Consider the following 22294-nt stretch of genomic DNA (forward strand, 5'->3'; position numbering starts at 1 on the left):
TTTCTTAAAGCCGAAACTTTAAATTAATATTTTTTTGCATCAAAGTGGGGTACTTTTCAAGTATTATGTGGGGTAATTTTTACTTGACAAAAACATGCAGTGCTCATAATCAAGAAGACACCATTAAGTTAGTTAGCTTAGATGAGAGAGAAGGGATGCTTCTATCCTCAACTGGTGCTTACTGGTATTTTGTTTACGATATATATATGGACGCTAAATATCCAAAAATTGAAAGTTGGGTAGAGTGTTATGAATATGGTGAACTGGTAAAAGTCAGTGATTCAGTAGTTATCCATGAAGGGAGCCCAGTTTCAGCTAAAAAAGGCAACTTGGTATTCACCTTAAATAGAGCGTTTGTGGATGAGGGTGAGCAAATCTATATGTCTAACTTTTCTCATGATGGGGGGAGTAACAGAAGTTGGACATATATTCAAAGGCCTACTGGTGGAGGTTCTTTTCAAATTGGTTTAAATGAAAAGGAAAGAATTATAGCAGATGAGCCTATTATGATAGCAGTAGTTGCAGGAGGAGGTAACAGTATAGTTAATTATGACGAAAAAGTCTTTGAGGGAGACCATGAGGAATTTTATAAAGTGCTAAAGAACGATTATGTCCAAATATTTTATTTAAGGTTTAATAAGGAACTATAATATTCAATCACCTAGAAATAGAAGCAGAAAGGAAAAAGGTGACTTATTAATGTTGGTTAAATTTCACAAACGGAGATTTAATTTGCCATTAATTAACCCTTTAGTAAAAATAAATCCGAATTTAACAAAGCAGGAAAGAGTTTTGCAGGAAAATAGGCAACAACAATAATATTTTCGAGAGACTTCAGGTGTAAAAATATAGGTAGATGATTTAAATGACTAGAAGAAAAATTGCAGTTTTTATGGCGGTAATAATATTGATAATTTCAGTAATAGTATTATCGAATCCCCCATTAAATATTATCAATATAAAGTCTAGGTCTTTTTCGCAATATAATACTGAGAGTACCATATTTCTAATAGGACTTGAGAATAAAGGTAGGTTTCCTATTCGTATTACTAATGTTTATGTAAACGATAGAGAAGTACCTAGGGAAGCCGAGATAGCAATTAGCATGGAGGGGAATCTAAGTGGATATAAGTTTGCAGAAGAACGAGAAGATAATCCATTAATTAAATATAAGCCATTTACAGAACAATTAATATATCCTCAATTAAGTTTTGAGGAAATAAATAAACTACGAAAACAAGATGACACCGAAATAATAAGGTACTTACACTCTAACTATCACATGTGGAGTTTGAAGTATGTTCCCTAAGACTACGGTTTGGGGGACTTTTTTATTCAACTCAGTTAATTTTCCAGTAAATGTAGGAATTTCAATATATGTGTCGAAGAACTTAAATCATAGTCGAATCTGTTCAAAAGGAGGCGTACATAAAGTGACCGATTTAATTCATAGAAAAGGTTTTATCATTGATGGAAACTCCGTCAAATGCTTAATAATCTTAAAGAATGGCACAAATGCCACTGGGACTGCCAATTCAACCTCAACAGAAGCAGAGGAAATAGCATATAGTCAGGCCATGGTAAAGTTGAGAAGCTATATTAAATGTCCATCTCAAATAGAGAATTAACGTAGCGCAGTAGAGGATAAATGTGACATAGCTTTTTCAACAAATGAAAAATGTTATAATTAACAGATAGAAAAAAATACTAATTGTATTGGCTTGGAGGGAGTTAAAAGAAAAAGTAATGGTGCAATTAAGTAAAAATCATCTATAAAATGCACATTAAAATTCTTTTAGCACTGACTCTGAGTACATTATCTTTTTCTGTTCTTTCATAGGACATTTTACTTTTATGGAAGTATTGCCTAACAACTGGCTCATATTTTCAACGGTGATGGATGCCACTAAACAGAATATGCAGGATAAAGAACTTAAGCGTATCGGCGACATTTATGAAAAAAATGGCGGAATATGCCTTGGGTATACTTTCTTCAGGTTGGTGTCAGCTTCTCTGTAGCGCTTCCCGTCGGCTCTGCCAAATCGATAATATGCATGAAAAATGGGATGGCAGCGGCTACCCCAAGGGATTAATGGGAGAGAACATACTATTAACTTGTATTAAGATGTCTTAACAAAAAGGTGGGAGGCTATTGTATTTTGAACGGATAGATAATATATCCAAACAAGAACTAGCAGCAGAATTAAAGCTGGTTATTGCGGAATATAAAGCACTAATAGAAAGTGCCAGGACTATATTAATACAGCAAGAATTTAAGGATGCGGCAAAAGAAATTTTTTCTTTGTGTAAGAAGGTTACAGGTGCTACCTCGGGTTATGTTGCGCTTTTAAGTCCAGATGGATCAGAAAACGAAGTACTGTTCCTGGATTCGGGAGGTCTCAAGTGTACGGTGGATGAAAACCTACCGATGCCTATTAGAGGATTAAGGGAAACAGCTTATCGTTCTCATAAAGGGGTATATGATAATAGCTTTGCAGACAGCCATTGGATGGAGTTTTTACCTGAAGGACATATGCGGCTAGACAATGTAATGTTTGCTCCCCTAATCATTGATCAGCAGACGGAGGGTTTAATTGGACTAGCTAATAAAAAGGGAGGATTCATCCAGAGAGATGTAGATTTTGTTTCAAATCTTGGCGAGATAGCCGCCATAGCACTTAGAAACAGCAGGAACTTAGAATCAGTTCAGTATTTAAGTTTTCACGATCAGCTTACTGGCCTTTACAACAGGCACTATTTTGTAAATGAAATAAAGCGCCTTGAAGGTTCTCGCGAATACCCGATTACCATAGTATCAGCGGATATGGATGGACTAAAAAAGATTAACGATACCTTTGGTCACGGGGCTGGTGATCTATATTTGCAAAACTGTGCTTTAGTGCTTAAAGAGGCACTTCGCGGTTCTGATATTCTGGCTAGAGTCGGTGGCGATGAATTTGTGCTGGTGCTGCCCCGTACTGATCAAGTAGCCGGTGAGGGAATTCTTGAGAGAATTAACCTGAACATTGAAAACTATAATAAAACTCATAAAAAGTTGCCGTTGAGGATTTCTGTGGGTTTGGCTGTCAGTGAAAATAGCACTAAATCTTTAGAGGAAACATATCATGAAGCAGACAGGGTTATGTATAATAATAAATTTCAGCGTAAAAAAAGCAGGATCTAGACCAATAAAGTACATTATCAGGGTAGTTTCTGGAATCCTTGTGACCGAGGTATAAATGCATTGCACGGCTTCTGCTATCATAACAGCAAGGGATTAGCATTAAAATACTGGACCGTTTCTCAATTGATATTATTCTTTTAATGGGCCACCTTTACCATTTCTGAGGATGAATGAGGGAAAGGAGAAAAAACTTTTATGAGATCAATAATCAAAGGAGCAAATGAAAACAAACAGGCTAGTTTACTCAAAATCGTATTTATTATTATTCTTATTGTGGCTGCTGTGTATTTTGTATATTTAACAGGTGGTACAAAAAAGGTCTACGTACACATACTGTATGTCCCTATAATACTATCCGCCCTATTCTGGGGTTCTTTTGGTGGCTTGATTGTAGGCATGGTCTCAGGTTTATTTGTTGGTCCGTTAATGCCACTTGATGTTTCCAGTGGCATTATGCAAGAGCCTGTAAACTGGATTTCCCGCATGCTTGCCTTCTCACTGATTGGTCTTTTTACAGGGTGCATGCTCGACTGGATAAATCAATTAAATAAGGAAGCACAAGACAGGAACTTATCAAGCCCTTTCTATCAACTACCAAATACAACGAAGCTAACTTTTGATATTGAAGACAGCATCAAATCAAAGGAACATTTTAAAATTATGTCGATTAAGTTAACAAATCTGGATGACATTGAAAAGTACGTTGATAATGAATTGGTATTAGATCTAGTCAAGAATTTAGCAAAACAGCTAGAGCATCGCTGTGGTCGAAAATCCGTTTATTCTTATGGGAAAGATGAGTTGATTGTATTAGTATTTGAAGATTGTGAAGAAAACTACGAAGAAAAAATTAAACAAATTTTGGATCATTATTTTGCATTTCCGGTTTCAATTAATGGATATGAGATTAGAGTATCGCTTAAAGTAGGAATTTATGAATATCGAGGTGAAGATAGTTCGCCAACTGAAATATACAATAAAGCTCGGATTGCTTATGAACAAGGAGAGGATAAAGAATTAGGCATTTATTATTACAATGTCAGTTTAGAAAACAGAAGAAGAGAGATGCATCATATCACTGGAGCATTGCTTGAATCTATACGAAGAAATGAATTGTTTTTAATGTACCAGCCAAAAATTGATATTATAAACAATAAGATTTCGGGTGTAGAAGCATTAGTAAGATGGAACAGAAACAGCGATCATTTTATAGGACCTAATATTTTTATCCCTATTGCAGAAGATATTGGGTTTATAAAAGAGATTTCAAAGTTTGTTTTTGACAACGCAACAACACAGATGGAAGTGTGGAAAAGCAAAGGCATTAACATAACATGTGCTGTTAACGTATCCGCAAAGGAATTACTGGATAATGATTTCATTTATTGGGGCAAGGATACAATTAACAGCAAAAATGTCAATAGATCTGACATGGAGATTGAAATAACAGAAAGAGCCATAGCTTACAATGATAAACACTTGATAGAAACAATGAACTATTTGAAAGAAAAAGGATATCAAGTTTCCATTGATGACTTTGGAACGGGTTATAACTCACTTATGAGTATTGGTGAAATACCATTTGATATAATAAAAATTGACAAATATTTTATTGACACAATTGATCGAATCGAAATTAGAGAACTGGTTAAACAATTAATAGGCTACTCACACACCTTTGAAAAAACTGTTATAGCTGAGGGTGTTGAGACTGAGGAACAATTAAACATACTTAAAGAACTGAATTGTGATAATGTTCAAGGATATTATTTTAGCAAACCGTTATTACCAGACGACTTTGAAGAATTTTACTTACAATTCAATCAAGACAGAAATCATTAAAATATATACCAATCGAATACAGTGATGTTGAAATTGAAGTAAAAAGTACCGATAAACCTAGTAAAATAACAGTAGTGGTAAGCATACCATATAAAGCTATAAGAGGTAGGGACTAAATAAAAATTGGCTATATATAAAATTCAATAGAGCTGATTCCCCACTTCCCATAGTTATTACAGGATTAAAATACCATGAGATTCTGTAAGGCAGTCTTTAAATCTATATCTTTGACTTCATCACAGAATAAATAAAATATGCCACCGAAAGTGCGGCTATCACAGTTGTTTCTCCGCTCCCATTCCAGGACTAAGTACCTGGTAAATACTATGGTTGTATGACTAATTTCAAGTAGGATTTAGCAAATTTAAAAAAGTTTCAATACTCCAGCGCATACCATAAATGCGGACTATCTCTCTATCGTCCAAGGCAATGTCTGTGCTTAAGATAGCTAGCCATTCACGCCGGTTATTACGGTTCTGTACGAACACTATCTTTAGTTTTATGGGTGTTTTACAGCTAGTGGTAACTATTATTGGCCAATAAATTCGTAAAATTTAAGCTACCTATTTGAACAGCTTCCAAATGTGGATATAGAAAATCCAGAGGTATTGGACGCTCTTTTGCCGTGGGCAAAATCCTTGCCTGAGGAGATCAGGCATAAAACATAAGAGAATGAGTAAGATATACCGTTTATCCTACGAGGATAGGCGGTATATTTATATTATCAAACTCTGCTGTATTTGAATACGTGTGCTGAAATTGACGCTTACGTTTCTATTAGTTATGATTGCATCAATGCTTTTTTTGTAAACTTTGTTTCTTTGTTGAAAACTGTTAACAGCACCAGAAGGCTTTGTAAAAACTAAAGCCCCTTGCTCACACTCATCTTTTGTAATATAATGGTAGCAAAGACAGAGAAGGGGTGGGGGAAGGTAAGCGTCAACCGTACCACATAGTAATTACCTTCTAGTCATGAAATAATATCCCTTAAAGGAGGTATTATAGTGGAATTTATTAGATTTAAAGACTATATTAATGGGGAGTGGGTAGAAGAAAAGGGAGTAGACCATCTTAGAGTTTATAACCCATCAACAGGTAAAGAAATAGGAGAAGTACCTATTACACCTACGGAGCAAGTAGAAAAAGCTATTTTTGCAGCAGAAGAAGCATTTAAAAGTTGGCGCAAAGTTTCAATGGGAAAAAGAATGGAGTATCTATTTAAGCTACATAGTGAATTAAACTCAAGACATGAAGAATTAGCTCAAGTGATTGCTGAAGACCAGGCAAAACATATTAATGATGCTAGAGGTGAAGTAAGTCGAGCTATTCAACTTACAGAAACTGCTTGTGGAATTCCTTTAATGATGCGTGGAGATAAAATAGCAATTAGTGAAGAAATTGATGGTGAAATTTTGCGTGAACCGCTAGGGGTTGTGGGGGCTTTAGCGCCTTTTAATTTCCCAGCTTTAGTTTTCGGGTGGTTTGTACCTTTTGCAATAGGAACAGGTAATACTATGGTATTTAAAGCTTCTGAACTGTCTCCTGTATTTATGCAGAAGATAGTAGAAATACTTGAAACAATTGAACTTCCAAGAGGTGTATTTAACCTTGTAAATGGAAACAAATCTGTAGCTGAAACCATGCTTAAAAGTCCTTTAATTAGCGCAATGGCTTTTGTGGGTTCAACTCCAGTGGGAAAAATTGTTGCTGAGGAAAGTGCTAAAACTGGCAAGAGAAGTATGGTTTTAGCAGGAGCTAAAAACACACTTCTTGTAGCAGAAGATGCTAATATAGATGGATTTATTGAAAACTTTATTAATTCTTGCTATGGCGCGGCAGGTCAGAGATGTATGGCAGGAGCTAATGTTGCAATAGTAGAAGAAGTATATGATAAAGTAAAAGAAAGAATAATTGAAGCATCTAAAAATATAAAATATGGAGATGCAAAAGATGAGAAAGTATTTATGGGTCCTGTAATTTCAAAAGAAGCTGTAGAAAGAATACACCAATATATTGACTTAGGTGTTAAAGAAGGAGCTAATTTGGTGTTGGATGGACGTGAACCGGAACTTTCAGAGGCAAATAGAAATGGTTACTTTGTAGCTCCAACTATTCTCTCAGAAGTTACTTCTGAGATGACAGTAGCCAAGGAAGAGATTTTTGGACCAGTAGTAACTGTGATTAAGGTTAGTTGTATTAACGAAGGAATAGAATTTATGAATAGTTCTGAATATGGTAATGGAGGAAGTATTTTTACAGAAAGTGGTCTATACGCACAGAAGTTCCTTCGTGAAGCTGAATCTGGTATGCTTGGTGTAAACGTTGGTGTGCCAGCATCCATGCCATATCTACCATTTGGGGGAGCAAAAGCATCTTTGCTAGGTAGCCAGATTAAAGCTCAAGGACAAGATGCAGTTGACTTTTTTACAAAACGTAAAGCAGCAACAATTCGATATTATGGAAAAGAACATGATGGTAATGGAGTAACAAGTAGCTGTACTACTTTGAAGTAAGAAAAATTGTGTGCTTACTGGACTATAAGTTAGATAGTTCCAGTTTGAAATTATGCCTCAGCTTCCATTAATAATTATCTCCTTGGCAGATAGAGGTTCAAGTTACATAGAAATAGTAAAAAACCTGTGATACTGTTGCATGATGAATAGCTATCGCAGGTTCTTTTTTGGTACTGTGAGTATACAAAATCTCTTGATCACAACCATCTTTTGTCATATAATGGTATAAAAGACAGAAAAGGGGCGGGGGGTAAGTGATATACTTTATCACATTGGGGTGGCTTATTGGGTTAGTAGTTGGATATTTGCAGTTTGGCATTATGCCCCAGTTGCTCCTTTTCTTTGGTACGGCAATAATATTATCTGTATTCATAATTGCTTCCTCTATAGATAGAGGGGAAATGAAGAACAATAATAGGAAACTTGTGATACTGCTGACCTTAGTAGCAGCTATTGCAGGTTCTTTTTGGTTTAGCTTGAATTGGAATCTGAGCAAGACAGAGCTCAGTCAGTTCTTTGATAAAGATGTAACGGCAACTGGCGTAGTAGCTGGTAAGGTGGAAGTGTACTCAAATCGAATTGCCTTTCCTTTAGACCTAGAAGGATTAAAAGCAGGTGAAGCTGTAGTATCTGGGGCTGAAAAAACAGCCGTTAGTCTCTACAGCGAAAACCCAGAGCAGCTAGGGGAGTCGATTAAGTATGGCTACCAGCTGATGCTACAGGGGACTTTGCGCCAGCCATCAGAGGCTTCAAATCCCAATGCCTTTGATTATAGGCACTACCTGCTTACTCGAGGGATCTTCTCCCAGCTTCTAGTGGGGGAAGATAGCTATACAGTTTTGAATGAGGGCAAAGGCAATCCAGTTGTTTTTTATGCCCATGAGTTTAATAGGAGCACCACTGATTTAATAGACAGCTTTTTGCCCACTACTCAAGGGGCAGTAATGAAGGCTATGGTATTTGGGGACAAGGGTGGACTGACTGAGGAGCAGTCCCAGCTGTTTATGCAAACAGGTCTCATGCATCTATTTGCTGTATCGGGCCTCCATGTGGGCTTTGTCCTAGCCTTTGGTTTAGGCTTGGGTAGAATAATGAGATTGGGAAAGTGGCAGCAATTCCTGCTATCATTAGTTCTAATTTGGTTTTATGCCTGTGCTACAGGCTTTTCTGTTTCTGTTACTAGAGCAGCACTAATGAGTACGGTGGGACTGTATGTATATACAATCCAGAGGAATAAGGGTGTATTTTCTGCTCTAGCATTGGCACTATTAGTAGTGACAATTTCTAATCCCTTATTAATAACTGACCCAGGGTTTCAGTTATCCTTTACAGCTACATGGGGGATTTTGTACTTAACCCCACTGTTAAATTATATTTTAAGGTTTTTGCCATCGTGGCGAATAGCTCTAACAGTACCCTTGGCAGCCCAAATATCTTTGATTCCACTACTCGTATATCACTTTAATCTTCTATCCCCTGTTACTATTCTCGCCAATGTGTTTGTGGCTCCCATTGTGGGACTTGTGGTTATTGCAGGATTGATTTCCCTTCCTCTGTCATTCATCAGCAATGTAGCAGTAGAAATTATCTTTACAGCAAGCGGTGGGGCTTTATTTTACCTATGGCTTTTATTAGAAGAAATAGCTACACTTCCTGGAAGCACGTTTTATTTTCCAGTTCCTCAGTTATATTGGATTGTCCTATATTACTTGGCGCTTATCTACCTGAGAGAGTGGTATGCGGGCAACTTGAACTTTTACTTAATCAGAATATTCAAGTGGAGGTTAGAGACAGGGGGCAAGGCAATAGCTTTTACTTTGTTGGTCCTGTTAATAGTAACTCCTGCACAGCCAGCACAAAATTATCTACAGGTAACAGTGCTTGATGTGGGGCAGGGTGACGCAATTCATGTGAGGACACCTGAAGGTAAGAATATGCTAGTGGACGGTGGCGGAGTCCGGGGAAGTAGCTTTGACGTGGGAGAAAGGGTTCTAATTCCTTATCTTAGGAGTGAGGGAGTAAACAAAATAGATTTACTGGTAAATACCCATGGGCACTATGATCATACTGCAGGATTAATAGCAGTTTTAGAAAGCTTTGAAGTAAAGGAGGCCCTTATTTCTCCTGTACCAGCATCTACTGAAACCTATGAGCGATTTCTTGATTTGCTTCTAGAGGCACAGGTTCCCACAACAATGGCTGTGAGGGGCCAAAAGATTTACTTGGATTCAGAAATTGATATAGAAGTAATTCACCCAGGTGAAAACCCCAGTTATTCTAATGCAGAGCTAAACAATAGCTCTGTAGTCTTGCGAATTGTATACGGTGAGCAAGCAGTTTTATTAACTGGTGATATTGAACTAGAAGCTATGGGTGAAATTGCTAGGCTTCCTATGGATATTGGCAGTAATATATACAAAGTAAGTCATCACGGAAGTAGAACTGGTTTGGAAGAGAGTTTTCTCGATGCAATCGATACCCAAGTGGGCATAATCTCAACTGGACCTAATCCCTTTGGTCATCCTCATCCTGAGCTCATAAATGAGTTAGAGCAGAGGGACATAAAGGTTTATAGAACGGATCAGGAAGGTGCAATTACGGTTAAGATTACTCCCAGTTCTTATGTAATAGAGACAGCTAATTAATTTTATGTTAATATACTAGAAAGAAGGGGGTGGTGGGGTGAAAAAACAAGTATCAGTTAATATTGAGTTTATAAATAAGGGTTTGAGAAGTAGTATAAAATGCAGTCTTTGTGCCAATTGCCCAAAAGGAGACAATATCGGTTGTTGTACATATAGCCCCACATTTACGCCTGTAGATTTGGGATATTATTTGGAAAACGGGAAAGAAGATTTTTTAAAAAGGATGATTGTAAACTCCCAGGTAACTGTATTAACTGGTGAGATAACATTTAATGCTTTTATAGAGGGTGTCAGGTACTGTTTTTTTCACAGTGATAAGGGTTGTGATTTGAGCATTGAGGACAGGGATTCCATTTGTAGGCAGTTTTTATGTCCGGAAGTGAAACTGTGGCATCATAGTGAAGCTAAGCAGTGGGCTGAGTTTTGGGAGGTTATGGCAGAGTGGGAAACCCGGTTTAATCATCAATTTATTGAGAGGCTAGAGCACTTGGGTATATCATTAGAAAAAAACTGCGATGCAGTATTTGAGCTTTTGCGAGAAGAATACCCCAAGTGGAAAGAAAGCTATGCAGAAGTCGCATCTAGATACCCTGAGAGGCACTTGTTGAAACTAAATAGAATGGTCACTTACAAAAAACACATCTAAGGAGCTGTAAGACGGTGGAGGCAACAGAACAATTAGACAAGAGTTTGAAAAGGGGTGTAACATCAAGTGTCTATTTACTATGTGGGGAAGAGTCATACCTAAGAAATGAAGCTGTTGACAAGATTAAGGGTTATGTTTTAACTGAAGACAGTGAGGCTTTTAATTTTGAAGTGATAGATGGAGAGAAAAACAGTGGGGCTAATGTGGTCAGCGCCTGTGAAACTCTTCCGGTTTTTGCTGAAAAACGCTTAGTAATTGTAAATAACCCTGTTTATTTAAAAGGGGGAAAGGGCGCAGAAGTTGATCAAGATTTATTAGATTACATGGAGAACCCCAATCCTAGTACTTGTTTAGTTTTTAACGTGGATGGTAAGGTAGATAAGCGGAAAAAAATAGTTAAGTTAATCTATGAAAAAGGACAAGTTTTATGGTTTCAGTCATTAAGGGGATATTATTTAACAAAGTGGATTAATGAACAGGTAAAAAGAAGGAAGAAATTAATTGATACTGAAGGCGCAGAGTTTTTAGCTACGGCAGTGGGGGAAAACCTCCTGCTGTTGGAGCAAGAAATAGAAAAAGCTACTACGTTTATTACAGAAAAGCAAATTACTAAAGGAGATCTTGAGAAGATCGTAAGCCCAACTAGTCATATGAATGTATTTAATCTGATTGACTTGGTATCGGAACAAAAGCCAGTTGCTGCATCTCATCTTCTTGAAACAATGCTCCATCAAGGTGAGGCGCCTATAAAACTTATATTCTTATTGGCAAGGCAGTATCGACTTTTGCTAAAGACCAAGCTGTTGAAGGAAAGAGGCGTTATGGGAAAGGAGTTAGCCTCTCGTTTGGGAGTAATGGGATTTGTAGCTAGAAAACTAGAGGGCCAGTGTGGTAACTATGGTCCTGAGGAGTTAATTCAGCTTATGAGCCATATAACTGAAGTAGAAGTAGCTATGAAGACTGGCAAAGGGCACCATGATCTATTACTAAAAAACTTGATATTAAAGCTTGCAGAAAAAAAGTAAAAAAAACCTGCTTCCCATTATATTGGGGTCAGGTTTTCTTTATTTAGCCTAACGCGTTTAGTCGTTTAGTCATTCTAGACTTTTTACGAGCTACAGCGTTTTTATGGAATAAGCCCCTTCTTGTTGCCTTGTCCATTTTCTTAACTGCTTGCTTTAGTGTGCTTTCAGCTTTTTCTTTGTCTGCAGCAGCAACAGCTTCTTCGAAACGACGAATGGCAGTTCTAAGAGCTGATTTTTCAGCAGCATTTTTAAGATTTTGTGCTTTTGCCAATTGTGCCCGTTTCATGGCAGATTTAATGTTGGCCATTACGGTCACCTCCTTTTTATTTCTAAATTACTATGTTTATTTTTGTAAGCAAACCTTTTTAATTCAGCAATATATAGTTTATCACGAACACTAAATAATTGCAACAATTGATAGGTGTCTGAATAACAAATTTGTTGTTAGGATAAATTAATAGCAAAATGGAAAGGAGTGATATTTGATGATTGGAATGGTTGTCCGATTTATAGTGTCAGCTATTGTTTTAATGGCAGTAAGTTTTGTTATGCCCGGTATATCTGTTACTGGGTTTGGTGGTGCTCTGGCAGCTGCTGTAGTCATTGCACTTTTAGGTTATTTAGTAGAGAGTGTTATGGGTGACAAAATATCACCTAAAAACAGAGGTGTTGTAGGGTTTCTTGTGTCAGCTATAGTTATCTATGGAACCCAGTTTATTATTCCTCAGTTTATTCAAGTGGGGATTATAGGTGCTATGTTAGCTGCTTTAGCTATAGGTATTATCGATGCATTTGTTCCTACAGAACTTCGTTAATTAGTTCTATTTCCTCTCCTCTTACATAAAATTATTATGTACAGGAGAGGGGGACAAAGTGTGTACACTTCAACGGTCATTGGAAGAAGAAATAAGATAGTAACTATTGTTAAACTGGCTTTTCTATTGTCGGTACTAGCAGGGAGTGCTTTCTTAGCTTTTGCCTTGCCTAGCTATTTGTTTGGAGAAAAGTTAGAAACGCAAAATCTTCTTACTAATATAAATGTGGAGAATATTGTTGACAGCGCATTTGAGAATGTAATTCCAGGCATGTATTACTACAATGCATCTTTAGGAGATGCTGATCTCAAAGTGCAGAAAGCTATGAGTAGTTTAATGGCAGGTGATTATCCTAAAGCCGTTTTAGATTCTCAGATTTCTTATATTGCCTTTGGCAGTGAAAAATCTCCTGAAGGAGTCGGTTCTGAAGAAGATGTACTTATTTTAAAGGATGAATTTGAAGAAAGTGATCAGGTGTCTGAAGAACCAAAGGAACCTGTAGAAGAGGCTGTAAAAGAGAGAAGTACTAAGGACCCTTTAGTAGCCATATATAACTCTCACAATGGAGAAACCTATACTCCTACTCATGGGACTCCGCGTGTAGATGGAAAGCAGGGAGGGGTTGTAGATGTGGCTAGAGAGTTAGAAGATGCTTTAGAGCAAAAGTATGGCATTAAATCTATACGCTCTGAAGAAATGCACGACTACCCCAGTTATGCTATGTCCTATGCAAACTCGCAAAAAACTTTGGAGAGAATGTTAGAGGAACATCCATCAATAGAGATTGTCCTTGATATACACAGGGATTATCAGCCTAGTAGGGCCCAATCAGTGGCAAAAATAAATGGGGAAAATATAGCTCGTATTTTGTTAGTGGTAGGAAATGATTCTCGTCAACCTCACCCAAATTGGAGGCAAAACTTGGCTTTTGCCACCAGGCTTGAGTCAAAGCTTGAGGATAAATACCCGGGAATTTCTCGAGGAGTTAGACAACAGAGTGGTCGTTATAACCAGCATTTACACCCTAGAGCATTGTTAGTTGAAATGGGAACTGCTGAAAATAGCATTGAAGAGGCAAAAAAATCAGCGCAGCTGTTAGCAGAAGCACTAGCAGAATTATTAGATGAAATTCAAAATCCACAGATGAATTAAAAGAAAGTCGGCTAATTAAAAAAGCCGACTTTCTTTAATTTACTATAAAATATTTTGTAGCTTCATTGCCAAAGACATATCACCTTTAATTTTAAGCTTTCCTGTCATAGCAGCCATAGTTGGATTAAGCTTTCCCTTTAAGAGTGAATCTAGATGTTTTTCAGAAATACGCAAAGTAAGATCTGGTGAAGCCGTTTCCCCGAATGCTATATTGCCATTGCCTTCTGCAAAAACAATGTAGAAGTGATCATCTCCATCTGCAAGCTTAAACTGATAAGTGGCATTAACCCCGTCCATCCCCTTAGCGTTTTTTAATTTCGGTTTAAATTCTTCAAGCAAACCTTTCACATTGGACACTGTAGCTTCCCTCCTGTTTTTTAACATTTTAATGTTTTCAATGTAAGTTCGCTGAATTCTTTGCAGTTCCTGCTAAAAAAAAATAATTATTCTGAATTATATGGCAAGAAAAATGTGTGTTAAACTTTTGATTTTAGGCAAAAAGTGATATATTATTAAAGATAGTCTTAAATTAGGGGAGGATGAAATGAACGGACGAGCGGTTGCGAAAGCAGCAGGGGTTATAATGATTGCCATGATTTTATCTAGAATACTAGGTTACGCTAGAGATGTGGTAATCTACACTCAATTTGGTCAAAATAGAATGACTGATGCCTATAATGCTGCTTTTGCCATACCTGACTTCTTATCACTACTCTTGATGGGAGGAGCTTTTAGCTCTGCATTTATACCCGTTTTCACCAGTTACATAGCAAAGGGGCAAGAGGAAGAGGGCTGGCAGGTTGTCAGTATAGTATTCAATATAGTATTTATATTGTTAATTATAGGTATAACATTGGGTTTTATTTTTACTCCGGCTTTGATACCTTTAGTAGCTATTGGTTTTCACAATGAGCCTGAAACTACTGCCCTGACTGTAAAGATGACTCGGATTATGTTTGGACAGGCTTTCTTTATAAGTATAGCGGGAATAGCCATAGGTATATTAAACTCATATAAGAAGTTTACGGCTCCTGCAATCGGTGGCGTGGCATATAATCTAGGGATTATTGTATTCGGGGTGCTGTTGGCTCAAAAATACGGAATAGTTGGTTTTGCTATTGGGGTTGTAATAGGAGCTCTACTAAACCTAGCTATTCAAATACCGCCATTAATTAAGCTAGGCATGAAATACACATTTAGTTTTGATTGGAGGCATCCTGGGGTTAAGAAAATAGGTCTTCTCATGTTCCCCATGATGATTAGTTTAGCGGTAGCTCAGGTCAACTTGATTGTAAACCAGAATTTAGCTTCGCTACTCCCGGAAGGTATTGTCTCAGCATTAAAGGCAGCTCAGCGAATTATGCAATTACCTATTGGTATTTTCGCAATTGCAATTGCTGTAGCAGTTTTCCCTACGTTGACAGAGCTTATAGCTAAGGGTAAAACTGATGATTTCAAACGAACAATGAGCATGGGAGTACGGACTATTGTATTTATTACACTTCCTGTAGCAGTGCTTTTACTGGTGCTTAGAATTCCAGTTGTAAGGCTGTTATTTGAACAGGGACAATTTACGCCAGAGGCTACAGAAGCCACAGCATATGCGTTGTTTTTTTATTCCTTTGGAATTTTTGCCTACTCAGCAATACAAGTATTAAATCGGAGCTTTTACTCATTACAGGATACTAAAACCCCTGTGATGATAGCTATAAGCACTATATTTTTAAATTTAATCTTGAATCTTATCTTAATAAGACCACTAGGTCATGGAGGTTTAGCCCTGGCATACTCCATAGCAGGTGTCTACAGTATGGGAATGCTCCTGTGGTTTTTGCGACGAAAACTGGGAGGAATAGATGGCAAAAATATGATAATGTCTTTTGTGAAAACTGGAATAGCCAGTGTAGCACTAGGTATAACGGCATATGGCTCGGCGGGAGTCCTGGCGGGAACTGTAGATGTGGGTTCTAAGTTGGGACAGTTTATTCAGGTAGCAGGAGCGTCTACTGTAGCCGGATTGACTTTTTTAATAATAGCCAAACTATTGAAGATGGAAGAGTTGAATTCAGTCCTAGATGTACTAATGCGGCGCTTTAAAAGAAGAAGGGGTTAATGTTGATACAAATAGGGGTAAATGCTATAATGAACAAAGCATATTTTGACGGAATTTTATAGTCTAAGGGAGGAAACGGAATGAGTAACTGGCAGGAAAAAATACGCAATTTCTGTATTATTGCTCATATAGATCATGGTAAGTCCACACTTGCAGACCGGCTTTTAGAAAAGACGGGAGCTATAACAGAGAGGGATATGGAAGAGCAGCTATTGGATCAAATGGATCTAGAGAGAGAGAGGGGCATCACAATCAAGCTACAGGCTGTAAAAATTGAGTATAAGGCTCAGGATGGAGAAACCTATAAGCTAAACTTGATAGATACTCCGGGACACGTAGATTTTACTTATGAAGTATCAAGGAGTTTAGCTGCTTGTGAGGGTGCTCTTTTAGTAGTAGACGCAGCCCAAGGCATAGAAGCTCAGACGCTTGCTAATGTATATTTAGCCTTAGAACACGATTTAGAAATTATACCTGTAATAAACAAAGTAGACTTACCTAGTGCGGAACCAGAAAAAGTAAAACAGGAAATTGAAGATGTTATTGGGATAGATGCCAGTGATGCCTTGATGGTTTCTGCAAAAACCGGATTGGGTATTGAAGGAGTACTAGAGAGAATTGTGCAGCAAATTCCCCCACCGGTTGGTGAAACTAATAAACCAACTAAAGCACTTATTTTTGATAGTCATTATGATGCCTACAAAGGAGCCATTTCCTATATCCGAGTTGTGGAGGGGAAGATTTCCAAAGGAATGCAAATTAAGATGATGGCTACGGGCAAGAGCTTTGAGGTTACAGAAGTGGGTATTTTTGCCCCTGCTATGAAAATGGTAGATGCTCTTTATCCTGGTGAAGTTGGTTTCATGGTAGCTAGCATTAAGAATGTAAAGGATACTCAAGTGGGGGACACCATTACTTCTGCAACGAACCCAGCTACTGAACCGCTGCCGGGATACCGAAAGGCAACACCTATGGTTTTCTGTGGGCTCTACCCAGTTGATGGCGGGGACTACGAAGATTTGCGAGATGCTTTAGAGAAGTTAAAGTTAAATGACGCTTCTCTAATATATGAACCAGAAACATCTGTAGCCTTGGGATTTGGATTTCGCTGTGGTTTCCTAGGCTTGTTACACATGGAAATTATCCAAGAAAGACTAGAGCGGGAGTACAATCTCAACCTGCTCACTACTGCGCCTAGTGTAATCTACAAGGTGAATAAGACCGATGGAACAGTTATTAATGTGGATAATCCCACTAATTTGCCAACGGTGCAGGAGATAGAATCTATTGAAGAACCATATGTTAAGGCAACCGTGATGGTTCCATCAGAATTTGTTGGTGCTGTAATGGAACTAGCCCAAGAGAAACGCGGCATTTTCAAAAACATGGAGTATATAACTGAAACTAGAGTAATGCTGACTTATGAAATTCCATTAAGTGAAATTGTATTTGACTTCTTTGATTTATTAAAGTCTAACACCAGAGGTTATGCTTCCTTCGATTATGACGTAATAGGTTATAAAGAAGCCAAGTTAGTAAAGCTAGATATTTTAGTAGCAGCAGAAGCTGTGGATGCCTTATCCTTTATCGTGCATAAGGATAAAGCCTATTATAGAGGCAAGGCTTTAGCTGAAAAGCTCAAGGATCTAATACCCCGTCAAATGTTTGAGATCCCCATCCAAGCAGCAATAGGCAACAAAATTGTAGCCAGAGAGACAATCAAGGCCATGCGCAAGAATGTAACTGACAAGTGTTACGGCGGCGATATTACGAGAAAGAGAAAACTTTTAGAGAAGCAAAAAGAGGGTAAAAAGCGAATGAAACAAGTGGGTAATGTGGAAATTCCTCAAGAAGCCTTTATGGCAGTACTTAGTTTAGATAAGGACTAGGCGGGTGATATCTTGACTATTGGACTTTATCTTCATGTGCCTTTTTGTCAAAGTAAATGCCATTACTGTAGTTTTTACTCTATTCCAAACCCTTCTAGGGGATTAGTTGCCAAATACCTAGAGGGGATAGATAAGGAAATAAAGTTATTTTCAGAAATGCTTCAACCAGAGGAAATGAAATTGGAAACACTTTATGTGGGTGGAGGCACGCCCACATTTTTAAATTCAAATGAGTTAAAGCAAATGTTTAAGAGTATACAAGCTAATTTCTCCTTTGAGAAACTAACAGAAGCTACTATAGAAATAAACCCTAATACATGTACGGAAGACGAGTTGGGGGCTCTTAAAGATTTGGGGATAAATAGAGTCTCCCTGGGTGCTCAGTCTTTTGACCTTAAGAGGTTAAAGGCAATGGGGAGGGAGCATACGCCACAACAAGTGGAACGTTTTTTAGAATGGTGTGAAAAGATAGGGTTGGACAACGTAGGCATTGACTTAATTTATGGCTTGCCAAACCAAAGAGCATCAGATTGGCGCTGGGAATTAGAACAGGCAATCTCACTAAAAGCTACCCACATCTCCCTATATGGCCTAAAACTTGAACAGGGGACTAAGTGGCAGCAAATGAATGAAGATGGTCAACTCATTGTACCTGAAAATGATGTTCAAGCGGCCATGTATACAGAGGCAGTAAATCTGTTGACTGAAAGTGGATATGACCAGTATGAAATTTCAAACTTTGCGCTATCTGGAAAACAATCTAAGCATAATGTGAACTATTGGCGGATGAAGCCATATTTAGGGATTGGGCCAGGGGCTAGCTCTAACTTAAAAGGAAAGCGTTGGTCTAACCTATGTGACTTGGAGCGATACTGTGAGAAAGTTCAGAATGATATTATGCCCATAGAAGAGGGTGAGGTGGTGACAAGGGATATTGCAATGTGGGAGAAAGTTGCACTTTCATTGCGCTTGTCTACGGGCCTTAAGCTAAGTGAATTTAATGAAACGTTTGGAGTAGATTTTAATGAAGTGTATGGGGAAAAAACTGAAGGGCTAATTAAACAAGGTTTAATCGAGAACAATAGTCATGTGATAACCTTAACGCATAAGGGAAGACTTTTAGGAAACGAAGTCTTTGCTAGTTTTTTGCTGTAAATTTCTATTAAAAAAGCGGCACTACCTTGACAAACGCAGGGCATAGTGGTATTTTTTAAGTAAACATTTTAGCACTCATTCGATAAGAGTGCTAACAAAAAAGGGTGATTGCTGTGCAGATGAATGAGAGAAAAAAGAAAATCTTACAGGCTATCATTCACGACTACACTAAAACTGCAGAGCCAGTAGGTTCTAGGACTATTGCTCGAAAGTATAGTTTAGGGGTAAGTCCTGCTACTGTTAGGAACGAAATGGCTGATCTAGAGGATATGGGTTTAATTGAACAGCCCTATACTTCTGCAGGAAGGGTGCCATCAAATGTAGGTTATAGGTATTATGTGGATTGCATAATGGAAAAGACGGAGTTAACGGAAATAGAGGAAGCCCAAATATCCAATCAGTATAAAACTAAAGTAAAAGAAATAGAAAATGTCATCCACAACACAGGAAAATTGCTAAGTGAGATAACTCATTATACGGCTATGGTTACTACTCCTGAAATGGGGAAAAAGGCAGTTAAACGGATTCAATTAATTTATTTAGGGCCTACCCAGGCTTTAGCTGTGATAGTATTGCAGAGTGGCTTGGTGAGCAATCGCTTAATGACTATTCCTCAGTCGGTGAGCGAAGAAGATTTGAATTTAATTTCAAGGGTACTAAATAAAAATATTCAAGGGGAAACCTTAGACAATATTAAGCGAACAGTTCTTCAGGAAATATATGCAGATCTAATAAAACAAAAGAAAACTCTAAATATGGTTATGGATATTTTAGACGAGAGTTTAGGTGCTGATGAGAGTAGAGATAATAAGGTGTACTTAGATGGCACATTAAATATATTAAACCAACCTGAGTTTAAAGATGTGGAAAAGATTCGGTCAATTTTGGGCATTCTTAATGAAGAAGATACAATCAGAGGACTACTGGGTAGTAATGAGGACACTGGTATTACAATTAAAATTGGCTCAGAAAACAAGCTGGAAGGATTTTCTGACTGCAGTATCATTACAGCTACCTACCATATTGACGGGCAAGTTCTAGGGAGCGTTGGATTATTAGGTCCTACAAGGATGGAGTACTCAAAGGTTGTAGCTTTTATGGAGGCAATCACAGCTAATTTATCCGAAATAATGAAGAAGCATTACGGCTAATTGTATACGGAGGGAATAGATTTGAGTCTAAAGCAGTCTAATAACAAAAGCTCTGAAGTAGACGAAAAAATGGCAGCTCTCATGACTAATGCCAATGCCATTAGGGCAATTTCTTCAGCTGTTGAGGGCACTATTGGTCCAAAAGGCTTGGATACGATGCTAGTAGATAAGTTTGGTGATGTAGTAATAACTAATGATGGAGTTACTATATTGAACATGATGGAAGCCAATCACCCTGCTGCTAGAATGTTAATAAACACAGCGAAGGCACAACAGGGGGAAATAGGTGATGGTACAACTACAGCAACGATTATGGCCAGTTCTTTAATCAATGAGGGAGTGTCTCAGGTTGCAAAAGGGGTTCCGGTAGCTAGAGTTATTGAGGGAATCCGCTTGGGTTCCCAAGTAGCTTTAGGTTATATAACAGAGCAAGCTCGAATAGTAGACGATTTAAGTCATCCTCTTTTGATGCAAGTTGCAATGATAGCTGGTAGAGATCACGCTGATATCGCTAAACTAGTAACTGAAGCTGCTCAAATGATAGGTCATGGAAAGCTACAGCAGAAAGGTTTTAAGCTATCAGATACAGTAACTGCTCAAGAAGGGGCTGAGAACCAGGTATTTACAGGTGCAACTGTAAATAAGCAAAGAATATCAAGGGAAATGCCTCGAGAGGTCATAGATCCCAAAATATTGATAATTGATGATGCTCTAGAACCCGAAAAGGTTGAGGACGAGGCATTGAGTACAGAGAGTGGTTTCAATCAATACATAGAATATCAACGCCAATTTTCAGATAATCTTAAAAAAATTGGTAATTTAGGAGTTAAGTTAGTGTTAGTAGATCGGGGGATAAGTGATTTAGCAGAAGAAATTTTAATAGATCAAGAGATAATGGTGTTACAGCGTGTTTCTGCTAAGGAACTTAGGAAGGTGGCTGAACATACAGGTGCTAGGCCCATAAAGCGAACAGGGTTAAAGAGGTCACAGGCCGAGCTGGAGAAGCACCTGGGAACTGCCAAAAGAGCTGTTGAAGATGAGAAGTTGGAGCAAGTCTTTGTTCATGGAGGTTTAGGAAAACCCATGGCCACTATCTTAGTAGGTGCTACTACTAAAGAAGTAGTGGGTGAGCGTGAGAGGATAGCTAAAGACGCCGCTGCATCTGTTCAAGCAGCAATAAAAGGAGGAATTGTTCCTGGAGGAGGTGCTATAGAATTAGCTGCAGCCTTGCGGGTGGAAGAGGTAAGAAAGGACACAAGAGGTATGGCTGCCTATGGTGTGGATTGTGTGGCTAATGCACTGAAGCAACCTTTTAATCATATAGTGGCTAATGCGGGCTACAATGCTCTAGAGAAACTAGGGGATGCATTAGCTGCTCAAAGTGAGAAAAAGAGTGACTGTATAGCCATAGATTGTGACACAGGTGTGTTAGCAGATATGTGGCAATTACGGGTTGTAGATCCAGTTTTAGTTAAGATATATGCAATTAAAGCTGCAGCAGAAGTGGCTCAGGCCATTTTGCGAATAGATACAATAATAAAAATGAAAGAAGAATTGCACGAAGATGATGGTGTAATGACTACTACATAAGGGGAAGGTGAGGACGTGGTTGAAGAAAAAATTGAAGAGCATCTTCAGGAAGAAGAGGTTGCAGAAGAAAACGAGGTTGACTTAGATTTAGAAGAACAGCTAAACGCAAAGGATAAAGAAATAGAGGAATTATATACTCGACTGCAACGACTACAGGCTGACTTTGAGAACTTTAGAAGGCGGACCAAAAAGGAAAAAGAAGAATTTGCGAAGTATGCAAATAAAAGTTTGATCGAAGAAATGCTGCCGATTTTAGACAATTTTGAGAGAGCTTTGCAGGCTGAAAAAGACGAAAACAATTCCTTCAAAAAAGGAGTGGAGATGATTTTTAATCAACTTATTGAAACTCTTAAAAAAGAAGGATTAGATATGATTGTTTCTGTTGGGAAAGAATTTGACCCTAACTACCATGAAGCTGTTATGCGAGTGGAAACAGATGAATTTGACGAAAATATTATTGTTGAGGAAATGCAAAAAGGCTATATATTTAAAGAAAAAGTAGTTAGGCCTTCTATGGTAAAAGTAGCAAAAAATGACTAAATAAATTTTATATAGAACTTAGGAGGATGATATT

At 37.9% G+C, this 22294-nt stretch carries 19 protein-coding genes and 1 pseudogene; 17 read left to right on the forward strand and 3 right to left on the reverse strand.

Features of this window, described 5'->3' with window-relative positions:
* The first annotated feature begins 83 nt into the window (after positions 1-83).
* The 5 genes from GGQ84_RS07670 to GGQ84_RS07690 all read left to right on the forward strand — a co-directional run bounded on the left by GGQ84_RS07670 (position 84) and on the right by GGQ84_RS07690 (position 5026).
* Positions 84-650, forward strand: a complete 567-nt coding sequence (locus GGQ84_RS07670; protein ID WP_429161368.1) for a hypothetical protein — start codon at positions 84-86, stop codon at positions 648-650.
* Positions 651-865: 215 nt separating this feature from the next.
* Positions 866-1309, forward strand: coding sequence for a hypothetical protein (locus tag GGQ84_RS07675; RefSeq protein WP_429161370.1), 444 nt, complete (start codon positions 866-868; stop codon positions 1307-1309).
* A gap of 124 nt (positions 1310-1433) precedes the next feature.
* A complete protein-coding gene (locus tag GGQ84_RS07680) occupies positions 1434-1628 on the forward strand; it encodes a hypothetical protein (RefSeq protein WP_429161371.1) in 195 nt (64 codons plus the stop codon).
* A 524-nt stretch (positions 1629-2152) separates the two neighbouring features.
* Entirely contained in the window at positions 2153-3184 is a 1032-nt protein-coding gene (locus GGQ84_RS07685) for a sensor domain-containing diguanylate cyclase (RefSeq protein ID WP_429161374.1), read from the forward strand.
* Between the two features lie 195 nt (positions 3185-3379).
* The gene (locus GGQ84_RS07690) at positions 3380-5026 is read left to right on the forward strand and encodes an EAL domain-containing protein (protein WP_429161377.1); all 1647 of its coding nucleotides are present in this window, start codon (positions 3380-3382) and stop codon (positions 5024-5026) included.
* Positions 5027-5210: 184 nt separating this feature from the next.
* On the opposite strand, the pseudogene GGQ84_RS07695 reads toward GGQ84_RS07690, so the two are convergent.
* Positions 5211-5529: pseudogene (locus GGQ84_RS07695) on the reverse strand (IS4 family transposase); the annotation flags it as partial.
* Between the two features lie 501 nt (positions 5530-6030).
* On the opposite strand from GGQ84_RS07695, the gene GGQ84_RS07700 reads away from it, so the two are divergent.
* The 4 genes from GGQ84_RS07700 (at position 6031) to holA (ending at position 11855) form a co-directional block, all read left to right on the forward strand.
* Positions 6031-7539, forward strand: a complete 1509-nt coding sequence (locus tag GGQ84_RS07700; protein WP_429161380.1) for an aldehyde dehydrogenase family protein — start codon at positions 6031-6033, stop codon at positions 7537-7539.
* Between the two features lie 254 nt (positions 7540-7793).
* Positions 7794-10184 carry a DNA internalization-related competence protein ComEC/Rec2 gene (locus GGQ84_RS07705; protein WP_429161383.1) on the forward strand — a complete coding sequence of 797 codons (2391 nt, stop codon included), beginning with the start codon at positions 7794-7796 and terminating at the stop codon, positions 10182-10184.
* Positions 10185-10221: 37 nt separating this feature from the next.
* On the forward strand, positions 10222-10830 hold the full coding sequence (locus GGQ84_RS07710; RefSeq protein WP_429161386.1) for a hypothetical protein: 609 nt from the start codon (positions 10222-10224) through the stop codon (positions 10828-10830).
* A gap of 14 nt (positions 10831-10844) precedes the next feature.
* Positions 10845-11855 carry a DNA polymerase III subunit delta gene (gene holA / locus GGQ84_RS07715; protein WP_429161389.1) on the forward strand — a complete coding sequence of 337 codons (1011 nt, stop codon included), beginning with the start codon at positions 10845-10847 and terminating at the stop codon, positions 11853-11855.
* Positions 11856-11898: 43 nt separating this feature from the next.
* Here holA and rpsT read toward each other — a convergent pair whose 3' ends face one another.
* A complete protein-coding gene (gene rpsT, locus GGQ84_RS07720; RefSeq protein WP_429161392.1) occupies positions 11899-12162 on the reverse strand; it encodes a 30S ribosomal protein S20 in 264 nt (87 codons plus the stop codon).
* A gap of 178 nt (positions 12163-12340) precedes the next feature.
* Between rpsT and GGQ84_RS07725 the strand changes: the two genes are divergently transcribed.
* A complete protein-coding gene (locus GGQ84_RS07725) occupies positions 12341-12670 on the forward strand; it encodes a phage holin family protein (RefSeq protein ID WP_429161395.1) in 330 nt (109 codons plus the stop codon).
* 60 nt (positions 12671-12730) lie between these two features.
* Positions 12731-13822, forward strand: coding sequence for a stage II sporulation protein P (gene spoIIP, locus GGQ84_RS07730; protein ID WP_429161398.1), 1092 nt, complete (start codon positions 12731-12733; stop codon positions 13820-13822).
* 42 nt (positions 13823-13864) lie between these two features.
* Here the strand turns inward: spoIIP and GGQ84_RS07735 are convergent, their stop codons facing one another.
* Complete coding sequence (locus GGQ84_RS07735; protein WP_429161401.1) at positions 13865-14179, reverse strand: SCP2 sterol-binding domain-containing protein; 315 nt, start codon at positions 14177-14179, stop codon at positions 13865-13867.
* A 187-nt stretch (positions 14180-14366) separates the two neighbouring features.
* Between GGQ84_RS07735 and murJ the strand changes: the two genes are divergently transcribed.
* The 6 genes from murJ (at position 14367) to grpE (ending at position 22260) form a co-directional block, all read left to right on the forward strand.
* The gene (murJ, locus tag GGQ84_RS07740; RefSeq protein ID WP_429161404.1) at positions 14367-15935 is read left to right on the forward strand and encodes a murein biosynthesis integral membrane protein MurJ; all 1569 of its coding nucleotides are present in this window, start codon (positions 14367-14369) and stop codon (positions 15933-15935) included.
* A gap of 80 nt (positions 15936-16015) precedes the next feature.
* Positions 16016-17824, forward strand: a complete 1809-nt coding sequence (lepA, locus tag GGQ84_RS07745; protein WP_429161407.1) for a translation elongation factor 4 — start codon at positions 16016-16018, stop codon at positions 17822-17824.
* Between the two features lie 12 nt (positions 17825-17836).
* Positions 17837-18979 (forward strand): radical SAM family heme chaperone HemW, encoded by a 1143-nt coding sequence (gene hemW / locus GGQ84_RS07750; RefSeq protein ID WP_429161409.1) that lies wholly within the window; start codon positions 17837-17839, stop codon positions 18977-18979.
* Between the two features lie 119 nt (positions 18980-19098).
* Entirely contained in the window at positions 19099-20130 is a 1032-nt protein-coding gene (hrcA, locus tag GGQ84_RS07755) for a heat-inducible transcriptional repressor HrcA (RefSeq protein WP_429161411.1), read from the forward strand.
* Between the two features lie 21 nt (positions 20131-20151).
* Positions 20152-21720 carry a TCP-1/cpn60 chaperonin family protein gene (locus GGQ84_RS07760; protein ID WP_429161413.1) on the forward strand — a complete coding sequence of 523 codons (1569 nt, stop codon included), beginning with the start codon at positions 20152-20154 and terminating at the stop codon, positions 21718-21720.
* A 15-nt stretch (positions 21721-21735) separates the two neighbouring features.
* The gene (grpE, locus tag GGQ84_RS07765) at positions 21736-22260 is read left to right on the forward strand and encodes a nucleotide exchange factor GrpE (protein WP_429161415.1); all 525 of its coding nucleotides are present in this window, start codon (positions 21736-21738) and stop codon (positions 22258-22260) included.
* Positions 22261-22294: the final 34 nt, after the last annotated feature.

The sequence above is a fragment of the Desulfitispora alkaliphila genome (assembly GCF_050433185.1).
In the GTDB taxonomy this organism is placed as follows: Bacteria; Bacillota; Desulfitisporia; order Desulfitisporales; family Desulfitisporaceae; genus Desulfitispora; species Desulfitispora alkaliphila.